Below are 25,740 nucleotides of genomic sequence, written 5' to 3'. Positions count from 1 at the left end.
GCTATTTTTTTATCATAATTTAATGGTTCAGAGCTTAAACAAACAGCGCCTTATGCGCTTGTTCAATCCCTTCAATCAGCATCTGCATACCGATAACCGCGAGTATCAAACCCATCATTCGAGTAATCACGTTCAGTGCGCTTGGCCCTACTGCTTTCACGAAGCGTTCGCCAAACACAAACAATACGTAGGTTAAGATGCACAATAGGCCGAAAGCGATGATGGTGATGACGGTTTCATAGATGCCTTCGGTACTAGCAAAGTTCATTGCGGTGGCAATGGTGCCCGGGCCAGCTAGTATTGGCATGGCTAGTGGTGATACTGCAATACTTAGCGCCGCGTCTTGTTGGGCATCTGAGTTGACCTTCTCTTTTGCTTTCGAGTGTGTCGATTCACCTTGTAGCATGTGGAAGCCAATCAAGAAGACCAGAATGCCACCAGTAATGCGCAATGCGTAAAGTGTGATTCCAAAGAGGTCGAAGATCAGCTTGCCAGAAATGGCAAACGTGCTGACGATGATGAATGCGATAAACACTGATCGGAAGGCAATTGATTTGACTGTTTCCCTATCATTGTCACCGGTTAATCCAAGAAATATAGGCGTATTGGCAATAGGGTTCATGATGGCAAAAAAGCCCATGAACACGGTAATGGTATGAATGATGAGCTCTTTCATATTATTCCTTTGAAAAGATGCAGTTAAATACAAATATTGAATAAAAATAAATACTAGAGCAAGTATGAATAAAAAACAGCCAGCATAAGGCTGGCCGTGTAGTTTTAGTGATAGGAGTAGAGTTTTGGTTGTTCGTTATTGTCGTATTTCAATCAACACTCCGATCTTGGCAGCTCGGAGCTGACAACCACTTCTATTGTTATGCGTTTTGATATTCACTCACTGCCACAGCTAATGCAACCGTCGCACCTACCATTGGGTTATTGCCCATACCGATGAAGCCCATCATGGCCACGTGAGCAGGAACAGAAGAGCTACCAGCAAACTGAGCGTCTGCGTGCATTCTGCCCATGGTGTCTGTCATGCCGTAAGATGCAGGGCCTGCAGCTACGTTGTCTGGGTGTAAAGTTCGACCTGTACCGCCGCCTGAAGCGACTGAGAAATAAGGCAAACCTTGGCGAGTACGCTCTGCTTTATAGATACCTGCAACAGGGTGTTGGAAGCGCGTTGGGTTAGTTGAGTTACCCGTAATACTTACATCCACTTCTTCTCTGTGCATAATCGCTACGCCTTCACGTACATCATCAGCGCCGTAACACAAGATCTCTCCGCGAGGGCCTTGTGAGAAGCGGCGACGTTCTGTTTCAACAAGTTCACCGGTTTGGTAATCGTATTGAGTACGAACATAGGTAAAACCATTGATGCGAGAAATTAAGTAAGCCGCATCTTTACCTAGACCATTTAGGATTACTTTCAATGGGTTTTGACGTGATTTGTTGACGTTTAGCGCAATTTTAATCGCACCTTCTGCTGCAGCAAAAGACTCGTGACCCGCAAGGAAGGCGAAGCAGTGACTCTCTTCATTGAGAAGACGCGCAGCTAGCGCACCGTGGCCGATCCCCACTTGGCGTTGCTCAGCAACACTGCCAGGTTTGGTGAATGCTTGAAGGCCTTCACCAATGATATTTGCTGCTTGTTCTGCGCTGGTGGCTTTGCGAAATAGCGCCAGTGCTGAGCCAAGGATATAAGCATCGGCAGCGCTTTCAAAAGCAATAGGTTGGGTATCCATCACTAACGCTTTTGGGTCGACATTGTGTGATAGACAGTATTGGTTCGCTTGCTCTAAAGAGTCGAAGTTCATTTCTGCCAATACGCGAGTTACTGATTCATTAAATTGAGTGTTCATCATATCTTTCCTCTAAATTGGCAAAATTACTGTTGGCGTGGGTTAATAGTGGTCACGGCTTCATCGAAGCGGCCATAGGTCCCTGTCGCAAGGTCGGCCGCTTCATTCGCTGGCACGCCTTGGTTAATCGCCTTCATCATTTTGCCGAGGTTGAGATATTCGTAGCCAATCACTTCGCTGTGATCATCAAGTGCAAGCTTGGTCACGTAACCTTCTGCAAGCTCTAGGTAACGTACGCCTTTTGCAGCGGTTGAGTAACTAGTACCCACTTGGCTGCGCTGTGTTTGACCTAAGTCTTCTAATGCAGCGCCAATTTCTAAGCCGCCTTCAGAGAATGCAGACTGAGTTCGACCGTAAACAAACTGCAGGAAGATTTCACGCATGGCTACGTTAATAGCATCACATACTAAGTCGGTATTGAGCGCTTCAAGAATGGTTCTTCCGGTGAGGATTTCTGCTGCCATCGCGGCTGATTGAGTCATGCCTGAACAACCAATCGTTTCGATTAGTGCTTCTTCGATGATGCCGTTTTTTACGTTCAGCGTTAGTTTTGCTGCACCTTGTTGTGGTGCACAAGTGCCGACGCCATGGCTTAAGCCAGAAATAGCGATGACATCTTTTGGACTAACCATAGCGCCTTCAACTGGAATTGGTGCTGAAGTGTGTAGATCACCCCTTTGAATAGGGCACATTGATTGAATTTCTGAAGAGTAGTGCATAATGTTTTCTCACAGTTAGAGTCGTTGAAGACCTAGGGCGTTGAGAAAACAGGACGTGTTGGAAGAGGTGCGGCTAATTCACTACAGATCTTGAGTATCGATAATCCAAAGGCGTCATGGAACTTGGCCTTAATAGACTAAGTCCATTTCAAAATGGAGGAATAGCGATACATCCAACAGTATTACCTGTTTTCGATTCTGTAGGAGTCATTAGCACTGTTCGGAAGAACGGGCGGTTGAAGCAAAAGCTTAGGTGGAACCCCATCACCTGATGGCTATAGATTAGATCTTTATCACACTTTCATGCAAGCGAATGTTTAGAGCAATTTCGACTATAAACAAGCTTCATTATATTTCGATAAGTATAAAAAAAACGCCAATAACGAACTCTGATTAGAGGCGTCATTGGCGTTTTTTAGAAAGCGATCAGCTAGTTACGCTGCATCTTCTTCTGCGTCTTCAACAGCTTCAAGCTTCTTAGCTTTTTTCGGAGCTGGTTTACGCTTAGCACCTAATGCGTAAAGAACTTCTTCTTTGTTCTTCGCTAGGTACATTGCAAGTTCTTCTTGCTTGCCTTCATCTTCAACTAAATCGCTTTTGCCTAAAAGTTCAAAAAGCTCATCAGCCATATCCAGCATTTTGTCGTATGCGTCGGCTTCGGCTTTAGAGGTAAAAGTCATTTTCTCTTCTCCGTTGCGTTCCACCACGTACTTGACGATAACAGCCATGGTTAATCCTCTAAGTTTGATAAATTTTACTGGCTTTTTATACAGTTTCTGATGTTAAAAGTCCAGTTGGAGCCCTAACAATGCGGCCTCAATCTTGATGTGTAGCCCAGTCTTCACAATAACTCATGAAAGATTTCAGCAGCGGGCTCTGGTATTTGTCTTTGTGTACCAGCATCCAGAAACGTCGTTTCATGTCGAGTGGCACATCGAGCGCTTTTACTCGGCCTGAATCAATCGCTCGTTGTGCCGCCAGTCGTGATAGACATGCGAATCCAAGATTGGCGGAAACTGAATTGATGATCGCCTCTGTGGTGTTGAGTTCAAAGGATTCATACCAATGTTCGATGCGCGGTGCGACGGCACGAAGGAAAAACTCACGAGTCCCTGATCCTGATTCACGCAGGATCCAGTGACTATTTTCTAAATCGCTTAAAATCACTTTTTCTTTGGCAACAAGAGGATGTTGATTACTAACAATAATACACATTTCATCGCTGCTAAACTGACTCGAAATGAGTTCTGGATGTAATGTTTTTCCTTCAATTAACGCGATATCCAGTTCATAATCCACCAACTTTTGACAGATCAGGGCACTGTTTGAGATGAACAAGCTTTGGTCTTGGTGCTGAGTTTTTTCTCGAAAGCCAGACAAAATAAAAGGTGCAACCTGATTACCGATCGTGTCACTCGCGCCAACCTTGAGATTGCCACTTAAGGGCTGGTCGTCACGGAACAGAACATCGATGCCTGCTGCCCGGTGAAGAATCTCATCAGCTAAAGGAAGCAGTTTATGTCCTTCTTGATTGAGAATTAATCGGTTGTTGACCCGGTCAAATAGAGAGTGCCCTAGCTGTTTTTCCATTTCACCGAGTGCCATGCTAACCGCGGCTTTAGAGAGAAACAGAGCTTCCGATGCGGCGGTAAGTGTCGAATGCTGGGTAATGGTGACAAACACTTTGAGCTGTTTGATTGAGATATTAGCCATCAGGTTCCTACTTTTACGCTGCTGGTGGAATTGGTTGTTCAGTATTGGTGAACGCTTGTTATATATAATTGGATATAACTTAACGAAGTGCAAGCGTATTATGGCTTCAACAAGCTGATGAGTTCACAAGTTTTGTGAATTAAGTTCAAGAGAGGCTCACATGATTCAACGTATTAAATATAGATTAACAGGAGCTCCAACACCCATGGCTGGGTTAGCACTAGCAATCGCAAGCTTAGGCTGGTGCTGGGATGGCGTATTAGTCGCACAAGGTATTTTGCATACTCCAGGCTTAGTGCAGTGGATCAGTGCAGGTATTGCAGCGGTATTGCTTCTTGTTTTAGCTGTGAAATTTTTGATTCACGGCCACTTATTACGTGAAGACCTTGCTCATCCTGTTGTCGGCAGTGTTGTACCCACATTCGCAATGGGTTGTATGGTGGTGTCTGCTTCGTTGGCTCCAATCTCTCAATTCTTTCAAGAAGCTGTGTGGCTCGCTTCGGTAGCGTTACATGTCGTGTTCTTGGTGGGCTTCTTATACCACAGAGCTAAAAACTTTGAGATTCACCACATGGTGCCAAGTTGGTTCGTGCCACCAATCGGTATTATCGTGGCAGACGTTTCTTTTTCAGGTAACCCAATCTTAGAACCTGTTGTTCACGCGACTTTAGTCTTTGGTTTATTGGTTTATGCCGTAATGCTCCCGCTCATGATCTACCGTTTGATCTTCTCTCATGAAGTGCCTGACGCAGCAAAACCAACCATTGCGATTATGGCGGCACCAGCAAGTCTATCTTTAGCTGGCTACCTAACGGTGACGGCAAATCCTTCGCCAGTGATCATTGGGTTACTCTTTGGCATTGCAGTGTTGATGACGTTTATTATCTACATCGCGTTTTTCAAACTACTTCGTCTGCCTTTCAGCCCTGGCTATGCGGCGTTTACATTCCCAATCGTGATTGGTGCAACGGCGTTATTCAAATTGGCGGCTTGGATGCAAACTGTTGGTGTGGAAACTCACTATGTGGATCAAGTCTTCAACCTAGCGTATCTAGAATTGATTGTGGCAACGTTTGTGGTGGGTTATGTGGCGGTTCGTTATTACATGAATTACAAACCTCACCGTGTTCTAAGCGCGGTAGGCAGTAGATTGTAAGAAGCAATAGTTCAAAAGATAAACGGACCTTAAGTTTTCAGTATTTCATAAGCTTATATTCCTAATCCAAACTCGGCACTTATGCTAATCTGGCTTTATATTGTGGCAAGATTAGCGTGAGTGCACTTTGTTTACTGTTTACCATTCCAATAAAGTCGATACTTTAAAAATCCTTCTCGTTCACTTAATCAAAAGTGATCCTTTAGCCAACCCTTTCGAAAAAGAGCAGATCTTGGTTCAGAGCCCAGGTATGTCTCAATGGCTTAAGATGGAACTCGCCAAAGAGTTTGGTGTAGCAGCAAATATAGACTTTCCTCTTCCAGCAACCTTCATTTGGGATATGTTTACCCAAGTGCTTCCTGATGTACCTAAACGCAGTGCTTTTAACAAAGAAGCGATGACGTGGAAGCTGATGAGTTTGCTATCCGCTAAGCTTGACCACCCTGATTTCTTACCCCTACAGCGGTATCTTGAAAACGACGAAGATGACTCTAAGTTGTATCAATTAGCCGAGAAAATTGCCGATATCTTCGATGGCTACTTAGTGTATCGACCTGAATGGATGGCGATGTGGGAAGCAGGAGAGCCTGTTGCTGAATTGGTCGATGATGAAGGGCAGCAAGAGCACCCTTGGCAACCGATTTTGTGGCAAGCACTCTATGAGCAAACCCTGTCTCAAGGCCAATCAAAATACCACCGTGGCAATTTGTACCACGACTTCATTGAAGCGCTAGCCAATCAACAAGGTCAATTGCAACATCTGCCGAAACGCTTATTTGTGTTTGGTATTTCTTCGTTGCCTCCTCGTTACATGGATGCGTTGAAAGCACTCGGTGAGCAGATTGATGTGCACTTGATGTTTACCAACCCTTGCCAACATTACTGGGGCGATATTCGCGACCGTAAATATTTGGCAAGAGTTGAAGCCCAGCGTCGTAAGCAGTTTGCGTTGGTTGATGGTTTACCTCAACTAGAAGGCGAAGTATCACCATTGAAAGATGGTATTGAAGCCAACGTTGAAGATGAACTACACACCAGCCAAGCCGTGGGTAATAGTTTACTTGCGTCTATGGGTAAGCTGGGTAGAGATAACCTGTTTTTGCTGTCTCAATCAGACAGTGAAGAGCATGAGTTCTTTATTGATGTTGAGAGGGATAACCTACTGCATCAACTGCAAGCCGATATTCTCCAGCTAGAAGAGCATCAAGACGACCACATCTTAGACTCCAGCAATCATAAACAGGTGGTTGAGCTTGGCGATCGCTCGTTGACGGTACACGCTTGTCATAGCCCAATGCGTGAGGTTGAAGTCCTTCATGATCAGTTGTTGGCGATGTTTGATGCCGATCCAACACTAAAACCACGCGATATCATCGTAATGGTGTCTGATATTAATGCTTATAGCCCAGCGATTCAGGCGGTATTTGGTAATGCTCCGGGTGAGCGTTATATCCCTTACTCGATCTCTGATAGAACCGCAGACCAAGAAAGCCCGATTCTGACCGCGTTCATGCAGCTGGTCGCGTTGCCGAATACGCGTTGTTTAGCTTCTGAATTGTTGGAGCTACTAGAAATCCCAGCGATGATGGCACGCTTTGGTATTGATGAGTTTCAATTCGAGCAAGCTAAGCAATGGGTTGAAGAAGCGGGTATCCGTTGGGGTGTCGATGCTTCAACGGCGACAGAATTTGATCTACCTGCGACCGAGCAAAATACTTGGCTATTCGGCATTCAGCGCATGTTATTAGGATATGCGATGTCGGACTCTGCAGGTTTATTTGAAACTGAACACTCTCCGATTGCCGCTTATAACGAAGTTCAAGGCATTAACGCCGAACTTGCAGGTAAGTTAGCGCACTTTATCGATCGTATTGCCCATTACCGTCAACGCTTAACTGAAACACAATCTATCGATAATTGGCGTGAAACCTTGCTGCAAATGATTGATGATTTCTTTGCGGTTGAGCTGGAAGGTGAGGTGGTGCTCAAATCGATTCGCGATGCACTTTCGCAACTGAATGAACAGCTTGATGATGCCTTGTATGAACAAGAGTTGTCGCCAAGCATTATCTACCAGTACCTCAATAATAAGTTATCTGGCGCGCGTATTAGCCAGCGTTTTTTAGCTGGCCAAGTTAACTTTTGTACCTTGATGCCGATGCGTTCTATTCCGTTCAAAACGGTTTGTTTGTTAGGTATGAATGATGGTGTTTACCCTCGCTCAATGCCGCCAGAAGGTTTTGACTTGATGAACGGACGCACACTACCGGGGGATCGTTCTCGCCGTGATGATGACCGCTATCTATTCTTAGAGGCGATGCTGTCAGCGCAAGAATGCTTGTACATCAGCTATGTCGGCCGTTCGATTCAAGATAATACTGAGCGAGTGCCATCGGTGCTGGTTTCTGAATTGATTGAATACTGCCAGCAGAACTACTGCTTAAGTGAAGACCAAGCCTTACCAAGTGATGATTCAGGCATCAACCTGACTCAAGCGATCAGCTTTGAACACACCATGACACCATTTAACCCTGCAGCCTTTACTCAAGGTGACGCAAACCATGTGCTGAGTTACGCCAAAGAATGGCTTCCTGCGGCTAACCGTTCCGGTGAACGTAGTGGTGAATTCAATCGTGCCTTGGATGACTATTTGTTGGGTGCAACGTACCCGTTGGAATTGGATCTGGTTGAGTTACAGCGTTTTTGGCGTTTGCCAGTGCAGTACTTCTTTAATCGTCGTCTAAAAGTGTTGTTTGAGCCGCCACTTCCTGTGATGGAAGACGATGAGCCATTTGTACTTAATGGTTTAGAGAGTTTCCAACTTAAGGATGCTTTGCTGCAAGTGTTGCTGGACCATCCCGAAGGCGCAGACGAAGCGGTGCGCCTGTTTGTCTCTGAGCAAAAAGCACAGGGCCGATTACCGGTCGGCGCCTTTGGTGATATCGAATTTGAAACCAATCGTGTTCAAGCGGAAGACTTAGCTAAAGAGATTCGATTTGTGAGCGGATCACCGCAACAAGATCTCGAAGTGAATATCGAATTTGATGTGTTGGGCGAAGGTAAGCCTGTTCGCTTGATGGGCTGGTTAACTCAAAACTATCAATCAGGGCTAGTTCGTTTTCGTAGCGGAAAAATACGCTCTCAAGATTACTTGGCTGCGTGGATTGATCATCTATGTTGTGCAGTCATGGGGCACGGAAAAACGACTCATATTATTGGCTACGACAGAAAAGAAGGCGTGGTTCACCAAACGCTACAACCTATCGGCGATGCGCAGCAGGCGAAGAGCTTGCTGGCTGAATTAGTGCGACTGTTTTATCAAGGCATGACAACACCGCTACCTTACTTCCCGAAAACCGCATTGGCTGGCGTTGAGGCTGGCTTTAGTCGTGGTAAATGGGTCGATGACGAAGAAAAGTCTCTTAAGAAAATGGCCGATACCTTTAATGATAGCTTCGCCTTTACGGGCGAGGGCAGAGATACTTATCTCTCTCGAATTTGGCCTAAGTGGGACGATGAGTTGGCTGTTGAGTCACGTATGTATTCAACGCTTGTGTTACAGGCCGCAAGACTTGCCGCTGCCGATCTTGAAGATCAGGAATAATCGACAGTGATCAGTAAGATCGCCAACGATACTAACGTCAAAGAGATGCGTTTGAATAAAGGCATGGAAAATAAAGAGTTAGATGTAAATTTGGAGTGCAGTGCTTATCAAAAGGTTAGAGGTAATCGAGGTATAAGCTTAGTAAAAGCGATAGATAGTGATTTGCGGAAAGTCAGGGTACAGGAAATAAAGTGGCCGCCAGTAAATCATTATTAGTGTAGGGCGTTCGCTGTACGGCCACAGGTCAGAGGGACCATTATTCAGTGGTTCAAAGTAACGCATGAGTATAAAACTCGTAGGCGCTCCTGAACTCGTGGGCGCATAGTAGCGAGGCGATCTGAATTGATCCGTGAGAGAGATCGCACTAACTATTAACAAATTGGCGTAGGACGTAAATTGAATGACGTTTTCTACGCTAGGTCACATTTGTAACAGACTAATTTATCAGAAGGCAGTAAGGCATGACGACCACAAGCAGTGTTCAGGTAATCGCTCCACAGACACTCGATACCATGACGTTTCCACTTCATGGCGCGCGTTTAATTGAAGCATCAGCGGGTACGGGTAAAACATTTACCATCGCTGGCTTGTATTTGCGCCTACTGCTTGGGCACGGTACCGCTGCGCCGCAAGGTGATCTGACTGAAGCTACTCGACACCATGAAGAGCTTACTGTAGACCAAATTCTGGTGGTGACCTTTACTGAAGCCGCAACGGCAGAGCTACGCGATCGTATCCGCGCTCGAATCCATGATGCACGCATTGCGTTTGCTCGTGGGCAAAGTGACGACCCAGTGATTGCTCCTTTATTACAAGCTATCGATGATCATGCTGGCGCTGCGAAAACTCTGCTCAATGCTGAAAGGCAAATGGATGAAGCGGCGGTATACACCATTCACGGTTTCTGTCAGAGAATGTTGACTCAGAATGCCTTCGAATCTGGAAGCCGTTTTGATAATGAATTTGTGACCGATGAAAGCCATCTGAAAGCACAAGTGGTAGCCGACTATTGGCGTAAGCAGTTCTACCCGCTGCCAATTCAACTGGCTGGTGAAGTGCGAAATATTTGGGGCTCTCCCGCTTCGTTATTGGCTGACGTAAATCGCTACCTGACAGGATCTCCGCTGAAGTTGACCGTAGATGCGATGTCGGGCGACTTACAAACGCTACACAACCAAAACCTAGACAAAGTGAAGCAACTTAAGGCGTTGTGGTGCGAATCCGAAGCGGACTTTTTGGCTTTGATTTCAGGTTCAGATGTGAACAAACGCAGCTACACCAAGAAGTCTCTGCCTACTTGGTTAGAAGCCGTCACAGCATGGGCGCAGAGCGACACTCATGATTACCAGTTTCCAGATAAATTAGAGAAGTTCTCTCAAGCAACCCTAATTGAAAAAACACCAAAAGGTACTGCCCCTCAACACGCGGTGTTTGAGGCTATTGAGAATTTCTTAAACTCTCCTGCAGACCTGAAAGCCCCGTTGTTGGCACATGCGATTACTCATTGTCGAACTATGTTGGCTAAGGCTAAACAGCAGAAGCAGTGGCTATCATTTGATGACTTGCTAACTCAGTTATCTGCGTCCATTGATGTGGATGAGCAGTCATTGTTGGTGGAGCGAATTCGAACCTTATACCCAGTGGCGATGATCGATGAATTCCAAGATACCGATCCGCTGCAGTACAGTATTTTCAGCCGAATTTATCTCGATAACCCGCAGTGTGGTCTGTTTATGATCGGTGACCCGAAGCAGGCAATTTACGGCTTCCGTGGCGCAGATATCTTTACCTATATCAAGGCGAGAAACCAAGTTAGTGCTCACTATACATTGGGGACTAACTGGCGTTCGAGTGCTGATATGGTCAGTGCGGTAAACCAAGTGTTTATGAATTCGGATAGCCCGTTTATCTACGACCAAGATATTCCATTTTTGCCCGTCGCAGCCAGCCCATCGGCTGATAAACGCCAATGGGTAATGAACGGAGAAACTCAGCACGCACTTACCTTTTGGCTGCAAGATGCTGAAGATAAGCCCTTACCAAAAGGCGAATATCACAAAGCCATGGCCGAGGCGACGGCGAGTCAAGTTCAAACCATTCTGACGGCTTCTCAAAACGAACAAGCCTATTTTGATAACGGCAAAAAACAACATGCCGTGAATGCGGGTGATATTGCTGTCTTGGTTCGAACCGGTAGTGAAGGTCGCCTGATTAAGAACGCGTTGTCTGAACAAGGCATTGCAAGCGTGTATTTGTCTAACCGAGATAGCGTTTTCACCAGCTTGGTCGCACAAGATATTCAGCGTTTATTACAGGCGGTGCTGACACCTGAAAATGACCGTGCATTACGCGCCAGTTTAGCGTCGGAGTTGTTTGCTCTGGATGCCGCCTCATTGGATGAACTCAACAACGATGAAGTGGTTTGGGAAAATGTCGTTAACGAATTTCGAGAATATCGTAAGTTGTGGCTGCAACGTGGCGTGCTACCAATGCTTCGCTGCGTGATCAGTAAACGACATCTCGCGGAACGTTTACTGGAAGAAGAAAATGGTGAGCGCTCACTCACTGATTTGATGCACATTGGCGAATTGTTGCAACAAGCAAGACAAGAGCTCGACAGTGACTATGGCTTGTTGCGTTGGTTGGCAGAAGCGATATCAGATGCACAAAATGGTTTAGGCGGTAGTGATGACGACATTCAACGCCTTGAATCAGAAAGAAACTTGGTTCAAATCGTTACCATTCATAAGTCGAAAGGCTTGGAATATGACCTCGTATTTTTGCCGTTTGTCGCGAGTTACCGTGAGGCGAGTGAAGGCAAGTTCTACGATCACGATTCAGATACCACAGTGCTTGATATTACCGGTAGCGATAGCGCATTGGCACAAGCCGATAAAGAGCGATTGGCAGAAGATTTACGTTTGATTTACGTGGCGCTTACTCGTGCTGTTTATGGATGTTTCATTGGCATGGCACCGCTACGTAAAGGGCGTTCAGCCAAAGAGCCAACAGGCGTTCACTTGAGTGCTATGGGCTACTTGGTTCAAAACGGACAAGAGCAAGGCATCGCCGAGTTACATCAAGCTCTGTCAGCGATTGAGGGTAAGAATTCAAGCGTATTACTGTCTGAAACACCAACCGCTCACGAGCAAGTGTTTGTTCAGGCAGAACAAGTGAGTGACGACCTACAGGCTAGCGAACTGAAGGCTTCAATTGACCGAGCTTGGCGTATCACCAGTTACTCGGGGCTTGTAAAACAAGGCAGTCACGGAGCAAGCCATGACGCTACGATTGAGGTGTCTGGCTTCGATATTGATTCAGCCGATGAGCAAGATGAGTCGGAACTGATTGAACCGGAACGTTCTATATTCACGTTCCCTCGCGGTGCTCGCCCTGGTACCTTCTTACATACCTTGTTTGAGGATGTTGAATTTACCGAGCCAGCAACCAGTGACCATAACACGCAAGTAATCACTCACTTGTTAGAGTCAGAGCAATACGAAATCGAATGGTTACCGGTGCTTCAACAGCTTGTTGATACGGTGCTAAACACGGCTTTAGATGGAAAGAACTTAAAGCTGAGTGAGAAAGACTCAACTCAACGACTGGTTGAGATGGAATTCTTGTTGCCGATCGAAGTATTAGCATCCTCTGAACTTAATCAAACCATCCAGTATCACGATCCATTGTCGGCAAAAGCGGGTGATTTAGGCTTTCAAACGGTGCGAGGCATGTTGAAAGGCTTCATCGATTTAGTATTTGAACATAAAGGCAAATACTATGTACTCGACTGGAAATCGAACCACTTAGGTGATGATGTTTCTGTCTACCATGGTGAGGCATTGAAATCGGCGATGGCCGACCACCGTTATGATCTGCAATATCAAATCTATGCGTTGGCATTGCACCGCTTCTTACGCAGCCGCGTAGCAGGTTACAGCTATGAACAACATTTCGGTGGCGTTTATTACTTGTTTTTAAGAGGAATGGACGGCCAATCTCAACAAGGTATTTTCTCGGCGAAACCTACATTGGCTTTGCTCGATGAAATGGATCAATTGATTGACGGTAAAGTGATAGACAGACGTTCAGCACAATTGAATGACAATGAAACTGGACAGATGGGGCTTCTATAATGACAACAACGACCATTAATACCAGCATAGAAACAGCGAGCTCAGTTAAGCCAGTTTCACTTATCCCTGAACAGCTCATGGATGTATTGAAGTTCCTCGCGGATAAGGGCTCGATTCGTCAGCTGGATTATCAGTTTGCTCGTTTTATTGCGCAGCAAGCGACAAGTCATTCTCAAAAACTCGGCTTTCTTGCTGGGGTCGTGAGCCATGAACTAGGCAAGGGGCATATTTGTACTCAGCTTATACAAGCTCAAACGGCAGGCCCTGAACTAACGACAGATCTAGCTCAGTTACTCGGTTTGTATGGTGAAACGGCGCTGCAACTGAACCAAAAATTGTTGGGGATTGATTGGGGTATGACCTTGCAGTCGTCCAATCTTGTCGGCACAACTAATGACTGCGTTAAGCCGCTGATGTTTGATGGGCAGCGTGTCTACTTGCAACGTTATTGGAACTACGAAGTTGTGTTGGCTGAGATCTTAAACCGTTTAAGTAAGCCAGTAGAGTTCAATATTGAGCAGAAAAAAGCGCTGACTGAAACGCTCAATCAACTATTCGCACGCAGTTACCATTTTCTGTTCAATGCCTTAGCAAAGGCTGAAGCAAACCAACAAACCTCTCAAGTGTTGCGCCAGCAGCTGGTGTGTGATCATCTAGATATCGTCGATGAACAGGCTTTGGATTGGGGTTCTATCGATCAAGCGATTGTTCAAGCCAAGCAAGTGACCGATTTAGATGTACTGGATAGTCTAGTGCCGTTATCTGTCTGTTTGAACTGGCAAAAGGTCGCGGCAGCGGTGGCGTTAAGTCGTCGTTTCGCGGTGATTTCTGGTGGGCCGGGCACGGGTAAAACCACTACGGTAACCAAATTACTATCGGCGATGGTTGAGCAATCGTTAAGCCAAGGTAAAACACCGACGATCAAGCTCGTGGCACCGACAGGTAAAGCGGCGGCACGTTTAACTGAGTCGATTGGTAAAGCGATTGAGCAGCTGCCATTAGCACCTGAAGTGAAGGCCAACATACCGACGGAATCGAGTACCTTGCACAGACTGCTCGGCGCGATTCCTAATCGAGCGGAGTTTAGACACAACCGACGTAATCCACTTCACCTTGATATCTTGGTGGTGGACGAAGCATCGATGGTCGACTTATCCATGATGTATAAGCTGGTGGATGCACTTCCTGAACACGCAAGGCTGATTCTACTTGGTGATAAAGATCAGCTCGCTTCAGTAGAGGCTGGTGCGGTGTTAGGTGATATCTGCTCGTTTAATTCAACAGGCTACAGCACAGCGCAAGGCAATTTGATTGCGGAAATGACAGGCTTTGATGCAATAGCGAATACACAACAAGCAAAAGCGGGAGTCGTTAATCCTCCGGCGATTGCAGATAGCTTGTGTATGCTGCAGAAGAGTTACCGCTTCGATGCGCGTTCAGGTATCGGGCAGTTGGCAAAAGCGATCAATAACGGTTCTGCTAATCAGGTCGATCAAGTGTTTGCTAAAGGGTTTGGAGACATTGAAAATCACCCGCTGTCGAGTGATAGCTATAACTTGATGCTGCGAACTCTGGTCAATGAGTATGGTGCGTATCTGAACCGAATGAATGTACCGTTAGAAGAATTAGAAACTCAAGAAGCGAGAGCTAAATCGGTGCTCGACTTGTTCAGCCAATGTCGATTGCTGTGTTCCATTCGTGAAGGTGACTTTGGTGTTAAAGGCCTTAACCACAGAATCGAAAGGGCGCTTGCAGCAAGACGGTTGGTGAATCCACACAACGATGAACTGTGGTATCACGGGCGACCAGTAATGGTAACGCGCAATGATCATGGCTTGGGCTTATACAATGGTGATATTGGTATCTGTATGCTTGAGGCTGATGCAACGACTTTAGAGTTAAATAGTGCGAATTCCACACCTAGATTGAAGGTGTATTTTGAATTGCCCGATGGCAGTGTGAAAGCAGTGCTTCCAAGCCGAGTCCCCGATCATGAGACCGCTTATGCGATGACGATACACAAATCTCAAGGCAGTGAGTTTGATCTGACCTTAATGATCTTACCGCCAGACTTCAGCCCTATTTTAACGCGCGAGCTTATCTATACAGGGATTACGCGTGCTAAGAAACGACTGATGATGTTCAGCGATACAAATGTGTTGAAGCGTGGGATTAAGGTGAAAACAGATCGAGTGAGTGGTTTAGGCAGTCGCTTAACGAATTAGTCGTTAATAGCCGCTAGAAAAGGGCTTGAACTTAGAGCTAGATAAACACAAAGCAACCATCCCTGGTTGCTTTGAACGTTATTAAGACTCTTTGCCTAAAAACGCTCGAGTAAATGATATATGGTTTATCTTGTATTTTGCTTGGCAATTCAAGATAAACTCTTTTAGATTTTCGCTCACAGGGAACACGCAGTGTACGTCTAGCCCTTCTAAGAATTGGTTATCAGCCATATCCCAAAAACTTTGCAGCGAGTTACAAACAATGGTTCTCATATCAATGTTGCTCTTTTTGCTGTTTATATCAACGGTCAGAACGGCTTCTAGCGTGTTGACCGTTAACGGGTATAGCAATCCGTGCAGTGGCCACCTCAATGAGTTCGATATGACTATCGAGATGGCAATTCCAATAAAAACATTTGTTAATATTATAAAGCGCCTAAATTCTATACAATTATTCCTGTGAGTGAAAGTGCATATTTGATAAATCTCATATAGTAAACGATTACATTTGCAATTATTTTTCTATTAAATTGAGATTCCGCTCCAAAACTTTATTTATACGTTTAGCGCTAAGATTTTTGAGTTTCTCTGATAGTTATAAAGCCCCTGTTTTTCCATCGGTAATTCATCAACACCTATCTCGTAAAAACCCTGTTCGCGGAACCAATGAAGGCTATGTGTGGTGAGGACAAAAATCTGGTCGATATCACGAGATTTCGATTGATGACGCATGTAATCCAGCAATAATTGTCCACGGTTTCCATCTCGATAATCAGGGTGGATAGCGACGCACGCCATCTCTGCCATGTGATCTTCTGGATACGCATATAGTGCTGCGCAGCCAATAATTAGACCGTCTTTTTCGATAATGGTAAAACGATGGATCTCTTGTTCTAACTGTTCTCTTGAACGACGAACGAGAATACCTTGTTCTTCAAGCGGGCGAATAAGGTCAAAGATACCTCCGATGTCATCGATCTGAGCTTGTCTGACTTGCTCTGCACTCGCCATAACCACTTGGGTGCCAATACCATCAAAAGAGAACAGCTCTTGGATTAATGCGCCGTCGACTTTGTAGCTGATTAGGTGGCAACGAGGGACTCCGGCACGACAAGCGGAGATCGCACCTTTCAAGAAGCGCAGTGTTCCTGTGCTCATGTCTTCGGCTGGTTTTTGAGATTCCGTTAAGCGTTCTAGAATTTGTTTGGCGTCTTTAGGGAAGAGTTCGGCGAGTACATTGCCGCTTTCATCTGTTACCCCTTGTTCGGAGCAGAAACCAATCAGCTTGTCGGCCTTTAAACGAATAGCAACCTGAGTTGCGACTTCTTCAGAAAGCAGATTAAAGCTTTCGCCTGTCACGGAGCTAGCTATAGGCCCAAGAAGGACGATGGAACCTTGGTCAAGTGTGCGATTAATCCCTTCGATATCGATTCGACGAATACGCCCGCTGTGGCAATAATCCGTACCATCATCGACACCTAGCGGCTGAGCGGTAATGAAGTTACCACTCATGACATTGAGTTGAGTGCCTGCCATTGGGGTGTTGTTTAGACTCATTGAAAGTCGAGCTGTGATGGCCAGTTGTAGTTGACCAGCGGCTTGCATTGCCACACCTAAAGAATATTCGTCGGTGACTCTAATGTTCTTGTGATAAGGCGTATGGCAATCTTGCTTTGCTAACAGTTGGTTGATCTGTGGTCTGGCTCCATGCACGAGAACAATCTTGACTCCCAGGCTGTGGAGGAGGGCTATATCACTAATAATGTTCCCGAAATTCTTATCGGCAACGGCTTCGCCTCCCAGCATAATGACCATGGTTTTGCCACGGTGAGCATTCACGTAAGGTGTTGATTGTCTGAAGCCTTTTACTAGCGCTGTACTTCTTAATTTCACAGAACAAATCCATTTGTTTATTTATTCGTTAATTTAGCATTTAAATTCAATTCTAAACAACATGTTTTTGGAATAAAGCGCAAACTATTCTCATCGAGACTTCATTATACAAACTGTCTCAGTGTAGAATGTATACAGCATCTTTATGAGTAGTAACCGAATGCAACAAGCGCCAGCACGAAAGAACAAGATCGATGAAATAACGAAAAACCTTTACAGTGAAGCAGAACAACGCAATCAATCTAAATTGAAGCGTAAGATCATCGAACGTTGCTTGATGGTATTAGCCTTGGTGGGCTCATTTGCTGTGGTTTCTTTATTTAGCGATGTGCTTTCTCGAGTACAAGATGCAGCAACGCCTGACCACTTGCTATACGGTACTTGGGTAGAGCAGGATGTTGCCCATTATGCGACAGATGAGTTTGTGCTCAATGCGAATGGTGTGTCAGTTCGTGGCTCGGTTGTGTCGACTAACTTTGACTTTGACGGTAGCTACTTTGAATATGAAACAGGTGATAAAAAGTACCGCTTTCGTATGACTAATGCTGACAATACCGAAATGGTGCTCGATTCAGGTGCTCACTACAATCCTATCTTCCGTCTTAAGGGATATATCGATAATTCAGTTCGATAGGTTATCTTACTGTAAACTCTTACAATCTAAGATTGTGTTATCTGACCGTTTTTGTCATCCTCGATGCATAGAATTTTTAGGATGACTCTTGTGATTAAAAAATGGCTTCCCCTTGTTGCCGCCTCTTTCTTATTTGGCTGTGCTCAACCCACCGATCGTGCTCAACAACACCTTGATGATGAATTTCCCCGTACCTTAAATAAGGTCGATCAGGTTGAATCCAACAAACCAAGAGACTACACCGCGTTTTCAGAACAAGCTGAGATGGTGGTTTCTAAGTCCCCTTCAATGGCTAAGATCTATGAACCGCTGTATCAACAACTCAACGAGTGGGCGATGCTGAGCGGTGATCCTAGCGAATTAGCTAACTTTGGCGTTCAAACCGCTCAACTTGGTGGTGGAGATAAGCAAGGTAATGTTTTGTTTACCGGCTATTTTTCTCCTGTCATAGAATTGCGTCATGAAGCGAATGAAGAATATCGTTTTCCTGTTTATGGACTTCCTGATTGTGATAAAGAGTGTCCGACTCGCGAAGAAATTTATAATGGTGCATTAGAAGGGCAAGGCCTTGAACTTGGCTATGCAGCAAACCGTATCGATCCGTTTATGATGGAAGTGCAAGGCAGTGGTTTTGTGCATTTTGGTGACGACGATACGCTCAAGTACTTTGCTTATGCTGGTAAAAACAACAAAGCTTACGTGAGCATTGGTCGTGTATTGATCGACCGAGGCTTAGTTCCTCGCGAAAAAATGTCACTGAAGGCAATCAAAGAGTGGGTATTGGCGAACGAGCCTGAAGTGGTAAAAGAGCTACTTGAACAAAATCCTTCTTTTGTCTTCTTTAGTTCTAGAGAAGACTTGTCGGTAATGGGAAGTGCTGGTATTCCATTGTTACCAATGGCTGCGGTTGCAGGTGATCGCTCTATTCTCCCTATGGGAACACCAATACTTGCGGAGGTTCCATTACTGAATGCCGATGGTACTTGGAGTGGCGCGCACCAACTAAGATTGTTACTGGTTTTGGATACCGGTGGCGCAGTTAAGCAGAACCATTTAGATCTCTACCACGGTATGGGCCCAAGAGCGGGTACTGAAGCGGGTCACTACAAGCATTTTGGTCGTGTATGGAAGCTTGGCTTAGATGGCAGTGCAACCGAAGCGCCTTGGGCTTTGCCTCCTGAAAAGGTCGAGTAAACAACAATAAAATAGGGCATTGAAAGCGAATCGCTAATCCCCTAGACTTTTAATTCAAGAGTGCGTATAAAACGCACTCTTTTCTTTTTCTCAGAAATAAATTGGCGGCAATAATGCGTGAATTGACCACACCAGCTTCAGAAAACTATGACCAACGATTTGGTGGTACTCGCCGCCTATATGGCAATAGTGAAGTCGACATACTTAGAGCAGCGCACGTGTGCGTGATCGGTATTGGTGGCGTAGGTTCATGGGCTGTTGAAGCGCTTGCTCGTACCGGTTTAGGTGAGCTGACTTTGATCGATATGGACGATGTGTGTGTGACTAACATCAATCGCCAGATCCATGCAATGTCGGGTACCGTTGGCAAAAGCAAAATCGAAGTGATGGCTGAGCGCGTTAAGCTGATTAACCCTGAGTGTAAAGTTAACTTGATTGATGATTTCATTGGCCCTGACAATCAGGCTGAGTACTTGTCGAAAGAGTTCGATTTTGTGTTAGATGCGATTGATAGCATGAAAGCCAAGGCTTCGTTGTTGGCGTATTGTCGTAGTAACAAAATCAAAGTGATCACCACGGGTGGCGCGGGTGGGCAAGTCGACCCAACTCAAATTAAAGTCGCCGATCTGACTAAGACAATTCAAGATCCGCTAGCGAAGAAGCTTAAAGATACTTTACGTCGTCACCACAATTTTCCTAAGAACCCAGATCGTAAATTTGGTATTGATTGTGTGTTTTCTACTGAGCAACTTAAATACCCTCAAGCTGACGGCAGCGTATGTGCTGCGAAAGCGACTGCAGAAGGGCCAAAACGCATGGACTGTGCGACGGGGTTCGGTGCTGCGACAGTAGTCACTGCAACTTTTGGCTTTGTGGCTGTTTCTCGTATCGTAGAAAAGATCGTTCAAAAGCACTCTAAGTAGTTCTCTCTTGTTTGCTTAAGAATACTTAATCATCGTCATCTTTACACTTAGTCATAATCTATTGGATATTAACATGATGTCATTCCCAAGCTCTCCATTTGGCTCTGAAATTACCAGTGATGATATTGTCGCAAAAATGCAGACATTCAGCGGTTGGGAAGACCGTTATCGCCAAGTGATTCAATGGGGAAAGAAACTGCCCAACATGCCTGATGAATTGAAAAATGAGCAGGTTGTTGTGTCTGGTTGTGAAAGCCAAGTGTGGCTAGTCTCTCAGAATGTCGATGGGGTTTGGTCTTTTTGTGCAGATTCTGATGCTCGTATCGTGCGCGGTCTGATTGCATTAGTGATGGCTGCGTATGACGGCAAAACATCAGAGCAGATTCAAGCGTTCGATATTGACGACTACTTTGAAAAAATCGCTCTAATCACACACTTGAGCCCATCTCGCGGTAATGGTTTAAAAGCGATTGTTGCTCAAATCCAAGAGCTAAGTACGTAGTCCATTACGAACAAGCAAATATAAAAAGGGTTGACGAAGAACGCCAACCCTAAACAATTTCGCTACTCGCTACTCGCTACTCGCTACTCGCTACTCGCTACTCGCTACTCGCTACAGCATATCTACTGCTTTTTCTATCGCAGCTATAAGCTTATCAACATCATCCATGTTGTTGTAAATCCCAAATGAAATTCGTACCGTTCCTTTCACATTAAGCGCATCCATTAATGGATGAGCACAATGATGTCCTGCGCGTACCGCGATACCTTGTTGATCTAACAGTGTCGCAATGTCTTGATGGTGAACACCATCCATTACAAAAGTAATCACGCTTGCGTTGGGCTGATACCCCAAAACCTGAATATCATCCAGTTTACTGAGTGCACGGTAGGTTTCGTGTTGAAGCTGGTGGATATGATTTTCGACATATTGCTGTGCAAAACCACTCAACCATTCTATTGCGGTGCTTAATGCTATCGCACCGGCTACATTTGGTGTTCCGGCTTCGAACTTACCAGGCAGTTCAGAAAAAGTGGTGCCAGAAAAAGAGACTCGCTCAACCATTTTGCCACCACCGTGCCAAGGTGGCATCGCTTCGAGCAATTCAAGTTTGCCATAAAGTACACCGATACCCGCAGGGGCATAGAGCTTGTGTCCTGAAAATACGTAGAAATCCGCACCTAAAGCAGCAACATCAACTGGTTCATGAACGATGCCCTGTGCGCCATCGACCACAACAATCGTATTCATCTTGTGGGCTTTTTCTATGACAGCTTCAATTGGCTGACGAGAACCCGTCACGTTGGTTATCTGAGCTAATGCAACAATCTTGGTTCGTTGATTTAAAAGCGTATCAAACGCGACTAGGTCAAATTCGCAATCCGATGTCATCGGTAATTTAATGACTTTAGCCCCGGTTTGTTCTGCCACAATTTGCCAAGGCACAATGTTGGCGTGATGCTCCATTTCGCTAACTAAGATCTCATCGCCAGGCTGAAGGGTACTTCTTGCGTAGGTTTGAGCGATCAAGTTAAGTGCTTCGGTGGCACCGCGAGTCCAGATGATCTCTTTTGAAGATCTTGCACCAATAAACTGAGCGACCTTATCTCTTGCCGCTTCAAACTGACTGGTCGCGTTCGCTGTTAAGCTATGACTACCACGGTGAACATTGGCATTTTGTTTGGAGTAATATTGGCTAATGGCATCAATAACCACCTGAGGTTTTTGTGTTGTTGCCGCGCTGTCTAAGTAAACCAACGGTTGTTGATTGATGGTTTGTGATAACGCAGGGAACTGCTCTCGGATGTGATTGATATCAAGCATCTATTCTTACCTAAAATCTTGGAAATTGGTGCTAGCGTTATGCTTAGCGGTATCGTTATTTTATCGCGACTTGTTAACCGTTGCTGACTAATCTTGATGATTCCAGCTATTTTCTCGTTCTTTGACTTGAGCAAACAGTCTTTGGTTAACGGGAACGTCTATCTGATGCTTGAGTGCAGTCTTAATAAGGTAGCCGTTAATGAAGTCGATCTCTGTCTTGCGTTGGTAAAACATATCTTGCTTCATGGATGAGTTGTTCTGCGCCGTGGCTTGGATAACCTGTTTGACGCTTGCTTCCAATTCATCGAATGAACAAACGATCCCTTCGGCTTGCATAACCTGCGTGAGCTCTTTAACGATAGAACTCAAAATATCCTCAAACCTTTTATCTGCAAGTTCGCCATTCTTGATCTGTTCAAGGCCCGTGAGTGGGTTGATCGCACAATTGATGGCGAGCTTAGTCCAAAGCGCGGTTTCTATTTGTGGGTTCCAACGCACAGCAGGGAGAGCATCATCTAAGACATCAACTAAAAACGTACACTGTTGGCCAGTTTGGTTGAAAGCACCCAATTGAGTTTGGCCCAATCCCGTGTGGTATACATTGTTGCGGTTGGGCTTGAATGCCGCTTGGGTGGTGGTCGCTAGTACTACCGGGTGAGTATCAATTTGAGCTGCTATCTGATCGACCGCGCCCATTCCGTTATGCATGAACATAAGAATGGTGTCAGAGTCGAGATATTGAAGTAACGGAGTAGTGGCTTCTTCTACTTGCCAAGCTTTGACAGTGAAAATAACCAAGTCACTCGCTAATAGCTTTTCGATATTGTTGTTACTGAAGGGATTCGAAGTTTGGTCATCAAGTGATAAGTCTATTGAGTTATCAGTGGAGCGGCTCCACAAAGACACATTATGACCAGCTTGAAGTAGTTTTATCGCCCACAAAGAGCCGATAGCCCCAGGTCCAACAATCGTGATGTTCACAGCAATACCGAGATAAGAAAGTGATGCTGAAAGGATAACGAGACATTAAATGAAAGCAATAAAAAATGGCACCCGAGGGTGCCATTTAGGAAACTTTCTTAGAAGTTCGATTAGAACTTGTAAGTTACTGCTAGGTAGTGGCTCACACCTGAAGTTTTACCTGCGAATCCACCGTCTTCTAAACCGTAAATAGTTTCGTATGCTTTTAGGCCGTAACCTACAGCGTAACGATCTGAGTGCCAGTAGATGCCGTTATACATTGCGCCGCCGCTGCTTTCTGCGCTGTACTCGTCTTCCATCGCAAATTGCCAATCAATGTAACCTTGGTAAGAGATGAATGAACCGTTCTCGAAGAAGTAGAATGGTTTGAACCAGTTCATAGAAACTTGGTAGCCGTTCCAATCTTTAATGTTTGAATCGTAGTTACCGTAAAGGTTTAAGCCAATTTTGCCTAACCAAGGAACCATTACGTCAGAACCTAGACCGATTTTTTGTTGGTTAACACCAAAAGTAGTGTCAGTTGTGTTAACGCCGTCCCAAGTGATTTCAGAAGCTACGTAAAGCTCTTGAACTGGACCGAAAGACAGATCTGTACCAGTTAGGCCGTCAAGAGACATACGTGGAGCAAACTTCATGAACATTTTTGCTTGGCTGTCTGCTTTATCGCTACCTGGATCCGAAAGTAGGTTAAATACATCAACATAGCCATATAGGTCGAAGATTCCTGAACGACCGCCAAATTCCATCTCTAGGTAATCATGTGATGATTCACCTGGAAGCTCATCAAATGCACCCATAAGGTTGAATTGCATCCACTTGTAATCATTTTTGTGGATGTCGCCGTCAGAATAATCAGCCGCCATTACTGGAGCAGATGCTGCTGCAAGTAGGCCAAGAGTTAAAAGTGATTTACGCATAATGGAACTCTCTATGTTTAAAATAAGTAACCCGCTAATCCGTGCGTGTTTGTATGTCCGAATGCCGAGCATAATAGCGATTTTGTTCTCAAATAAAAGTGAGACAGAGTGAAAACTATAATTATTATGGTGAGGTTGATCACACTAACGATCTAAATGATGGAACTTTAAGATGGTAATGCATCTTGATGCACCCCTGTTTCTATTGATTTTGTGAAATTAGATTATTTTGTGGATAAATCGGTGAAATACTGCGCTAAGCAAACGATTCTACTAAATAGAGTGACATGCATATCAAAATCAACAGTATTCCTTTCTAATAGTTTTCTCTTTAAAAATGACTCATTCAAACCTCCTTTCAATCTTGTCTTTGATCTATTTTTGACCAACTGCGTAGTGATGTTGGAATCAATTGATGAACAACTCATGTGATGACTGACTAGGAATTTCAACCTAGCTACTTTTTGAATCACGGAGAATTAAAGACAGTTCACTGCACTAGATTTTGAGACAATTTTTAAAGATTAGTTATTGGACTAATCATTTGTGTGACGAACTGGTCTAACTTTTTTGGAGAGAAGACCGATGAAATATTCACCATTATTCGCTGTTGTGTTGTCAGCCCTGTTCATTGTTGGGTGTGATGATGACGATGAACCAACAACTCAACTACAAGCTGTACATGCATCGCCAGATGCTCCGTTGGCTAATGTCTTAGTAAATAGTCAGGCTCGTTGGAGCGGTGTCGATTATGCTCAAGCATCCGGATATGCCTCAGTAGATCAAGGTCAAACTACCCTGCAAGTAGATGCCCAACTCCCAGGTGACGCAGTAGCGACTGTGATTCCGCCAAGCCAATTCGATTTGAGCGGTGATCTAGATTACACCGTAATGGTGGTCGGCGATGCTGATGGTTCTAATAACCCGGTTGAGGCGTTAGTTGTTACAAGGCCTGCTGAGGGAACGGCAACAAGTTCAAGTTTAGATGTGCAAGTTGTTCACGCGGCAACAGGGGTTGGAGATGTGAACTTATACGTAACGGCACCGAATGATCCATTGGGCGCTCCGCTTGGCACTCTCGCTTATAAAGACTTTACTGACGTACTCAATATTCCAGCAGGGCAATACCGAGTGAGATTAGAAACAGTGAGCGGCAGTGCTATTGCTTTTGACTCTGGAGAAATCACTCTGTCTGGCGGTAGTGAGCTAACCATAGCGGCGGTGCCAAGAGCTGACTCCAATAGCGCTTCACCTGTAAAATTGATGGTGATGGATGGAACTGGATCATCTTTAATCTACGATATGGCAGAAACTGCAGAAGTAAGAGTCGGGCATTTAGTCGATGGTGCACCGGATGTCGATGTGTTCGTTAACGCTACTAAGTTTGCTCCTCTTGATGCTCTGATGTTTAAAGAGATTCGCGGCTTCCTAGACTTGGCTGCAGGTAGCTACGATATTGATATTTACGAAACTGCAACGACGACTCCAACATTTATCGATGTTGATGGTTTAGCTGTATTTGCTGGAATGGATTACAGCATTTATGCAGTGGGGACTGTCTCTCCATTGAACTTTGAAGCACTTGTCGTTCCTGAAAACCGTCGTCCGGTAGCGACTAGCGCAGTATTGAACATTACCCATGCGGCGGCAAACCCAGTTGCAGCTTCGGTTGATATTTACTTGACTGAAAACGTGGGAATCTCTGGTAGCACTCCGGCACTAAGTGATGTGAAGTTCAAAGATTACGCGAATGGTATTTATGTGGCAGCGGGATCTTACTACGTGACAATTACTGTAGCAGGAGCCCCAACTACTGTTGCCATTGACTCTGCGCCTGCAACTTTGGCTAACGGAGTTGTGTATCAAGTCGTCGCGATTGATGACTCGACGGGAACCGGTTTTAACTTAATCGTAAGTGATACAACAGATTAGCGTTTAAGTCTCTGCTGGCAGAAAGT

At 45.1% G+C, this 25,740-nt stretch carries 19 protein-coding genes and 1 riboswitch; of the genes, 9 read left to right on the top strand and 10 right to left on the bottom strand.

Annotated features, from left to right (window positions below; all coding sequences use genetic code 11):
- Positions 1–34: 34 nt before the first annotated feature.
- The 5 genes from AC3CHU_RS12665 to AC3CHU_RS12645 all read right to left on the bottom strand — a co-directional run bounded on the left by AC3CHU_RS12665 (position 35) and on the right by AC3CHU_RS12645 (position 4,294).
- A complete protein-coding gene (locus AC3CHU_RS12665; RefSeq protein ID WP_488524664.1) occupies positions 35–676 on the bottom strand; it encodes a MarC family protein in 642 nt (213 codons plus the stop codon).
- A 199-nt stretch (positions 677–875) separates the two neighbouring features.
- On the bottom strand, positions 876–1,865 hold the full coding sequence (locus tag AC3CHU_RS12660; protein ID WP_488524663.1) for a GGGtGRT protein: 990 nt from the start codon (positions 1,863–1,865) through the stop codon (positions 876–878).
- 23 nt (positions 1,866–1,888) lie between these two features.
- Positions 1,889–2,581, bottom strand: a complete 693-nt coding sequence (locus AC3CHU_RS12655) for an iron-sulfur cluster assembly scaffold protein (protein ID WP_048608014.1) — start codon at positions 2,579–2,581, stop codon at positions 1,889–1,891.
- A gap of 194 nt (positions 2,582–2,775) precedes the next feature.
- Positions 2,776–2,859: riboswitch (Fluoride riboswitch) on the bottom strand.
- A 156-nt stretch (positions 2,860–3,015) separates the two neighbouring features.
- Entirely contained in the window at positions 3,016–3,309 is a 294-nt protein-coding gene (locus tag AC3CHU_RS12650; protein ID WP_008223840.1) for a YebG family protein, read from the bottom strand.
- An 88-nt stretch (positions 3,310–3,397) separates the two neighbouring features.
- On the bottom strand, positions 3,398–4,294 hold the full coding sequence (locus tag AC3CHU_RS12645) for a LysR family transcriptional regulator (protein WP_488524662.1): 897 nt from the start codon (positions 4,292–4,294) through the stop codon (positions 3,398–3,400).
- 160 nt (positions 4,295–4,454) lie between these two features.
- Between AC3CHU_RS12645 and AC3CHU_RS12640 the strand changes: the two genes are divergently transcribed.
- The 4 genes from AC3CHU_RS12640 (at position 4,455) to recD (ending at position 15,415) form a co-directional block, all read left to right on the top strand.
- Positions 4,455–5,450, top strand: coding sequence for a TDT family transporter (locus AC3CHU_RS12640; RefSeq protein ID WP_488524661.1), 996 nt, complete (start codon positions 4,455–4,457; stop codon positions 5,448–5,450).
- 127 nt (positions 5,451–5,577) lie between these two features.
- Positions 5,578–9,054, top strand: coding sequence for an exodeoxyribonuclease V subunit gamma (gene recC / locus AC3CHU_RS12635; protein WP_488524660.1), 3,477 nt, complete (start codon positions 5,578–5,580; stop codon positions 9,052–9,054).
- Between the two features lie 461 nt (positions 9,055–9,515).
- The gene (gene recB / locus AC3CHU_RS12630) at positions 9,516–13,190 is read left to right on the top strand and encodes an exodeoxyribonuclease V subunit beta (protein WP_488524659.1); all 3,675 of its coding nucleotides are present in this window, start codon (positions 9,516–9,518) and stop codon (positions 13,188–13,190) included.
- Complete coding sequence (gene recD / locus AC3CHU_RS12625) at positions 13,190–15,415, top strand: exodeoxyribonuclease V subunit alpha (RefSeq protein ID WP_488524658.1); 2,226 nt, start codon at positions 13,190–13,192, stop codon at positions 15,413–15,415. Before recB ends, recD begins: the two co-directional genes overlap by 1 nt.
- 81 nt (positions 15,416–15,496) lie before the next feature.
- Here recD and AC3CHU_RS12620 read toward each other — a convergent pair whose 3' ends face one another.
- A complete protein-coding gene (locus tag AC3CHU_RS12620; protein ID WP_029224107.1) occupies positions 15,497–15,688 on the bottom strand; it encodes a hypothetical protein in 192 nt (63 codons plus the stop codon).
- A gap of 282 nt (positions 15,689–15,970) precedes the next feature.
- Positions 15,971–17,308: an amino-acid N-acetyltransferase gene (gene argA / locus AC3CHU_RS12615; RefSeq protein ID WP_488524657.1), complete on the bottom strand. Its 1,338-nt coding sequence runs from the start codon at positions 17,306–17,308 to the stop codon at positions 15,971–15,973.
- 160 nt (positions 17,309–17,468) lie between these two features.
- On the opposite strand from argA, the gene AC3CHU_RS12610 reads away from it, so the two are divergent.
- From AC3CHU_RS12610 to csdE, 4 genes are all read left to right on the top strand, one after another.
- A complete protein-coding gene (locus AC3CHU_RS12610; protein WP_029224941.1) occupies positions 17,469–17,942 on the top strand; it encodes a DUF2850 domain-containing protein in 474 nt (157 codons plus the stop codon).
- Between the two features lie 81 nt (positions 17,943–18,023).
- On the top strand, positions 18,024–19,136 hold the full coding sequence (gene mltA / locus AC3CHU_RS12605; protein WP_017074197.1) for a murein transglycosylase A: 1,113 nt from the start codon (positions 18,024–18,026) through the stop codon (positions 19,134–19,136).
- Between the two features lie 113 nt (positions 19,137–19,249).
- The gene (gene tcdA, locus AC3CHU_RS12600) at positions 19,250–20,059 is read left to right on the top strand and encodes a tRNA cyclic N6-threonylcarbamoyladenosine(37) synthase TcdA (protein WP_488524656.1); all 810 of its coding nucleotides are present in this window, start codon (positions 19,250–19,252) and stop codon (positions 20,057–20,059) included.
- Between the two features lie 73 nt (positions 20,060–20,132).
- A complete protein-coding gene (gene csdE, locus AC3CHU_RS12595) occupies positions 20,133–20,561 on the top strand; it encodes a cysteine desulfurase sulfur acceptor subunit CsdE (RefSeq protein WP_488524655.1) in 429 nt (142 codons plus the stop codon).
- A gap of 111 nt (positions 20,562–20,672) precedes the next feature.
- Here the strand turns inward: csdE and csdA are convergent, their stop codons facing one another.
- From csdA to AC3CHU_RS12580, 3 genes are all read right to left on the bottom strand, one after another.
- Positions 20,673–21,884, bottom strand: a complete 1,212-nt coding sequence (csdA, locus tag AC3CHU_RS12590; RefSeq protein ID WP_488524654.1) for a cysteine desulfurase CsdA — start codon at positions 21,882–21,884, stop codon at positions 20,673–20,675.
- Positions 21,885–21,971: 87 nt separating this feature from the next.
- The gene (gene panE, locus AC3CHU_RS12585) at positions 21,972–22,865 is read right to left on the bottom strand and encodes a 2-dehydropantoate 2-reductase (RefSeq protein ID WP_488524653.1); all 894 of its coding nucleotides are present in this window, start codon (positions 22,863–22,865) and stop codon (positions 21,972–21,974) included.
- Positions 22,866–22,975: 110 nt separating this feature from the next.
- Positions 22,976–23,782: a nucleoside-specific channel-forming Tsx family protein gene (locus AC3CHU_RS12580; protein ID WP_488524652.1), complete on the bottom strand. Its 807-nt coding sequence runs from the start codon at positions 23,780–23,782 to the stop codon at positions 22,976–22,978.
- Between the two features lie 585 nt (positions 23,783–24,367).
- On the opposite strand from AC3CHU_RS12580, the gene AC3CHU_RS12575 reads away from it, so the two are divergent.
- The gene (locus AC3CHU_RS12575) at positions 24,368–25,714 is read left to right on the top strand and encodes a DUF4397 domain-containing protein (protein WP_488524651.1); all 1,347 of its coding nucleotides are present in this window, start codon (positions 24,368–24,370) and stop codon (positions 25,712–25,714) included.
- Positions 25,715–25,740 lie beyond the last annotated feature (26 nt).

This window comes from Vibrio sp. QJM3NY_39 (genome assembly GCF_057785895.1).
The sequence above is the reverse complement of the archived record's forward strand: the minus strand, read 5'-3'. Positions and strand labels throughout refer to the sequence as shown.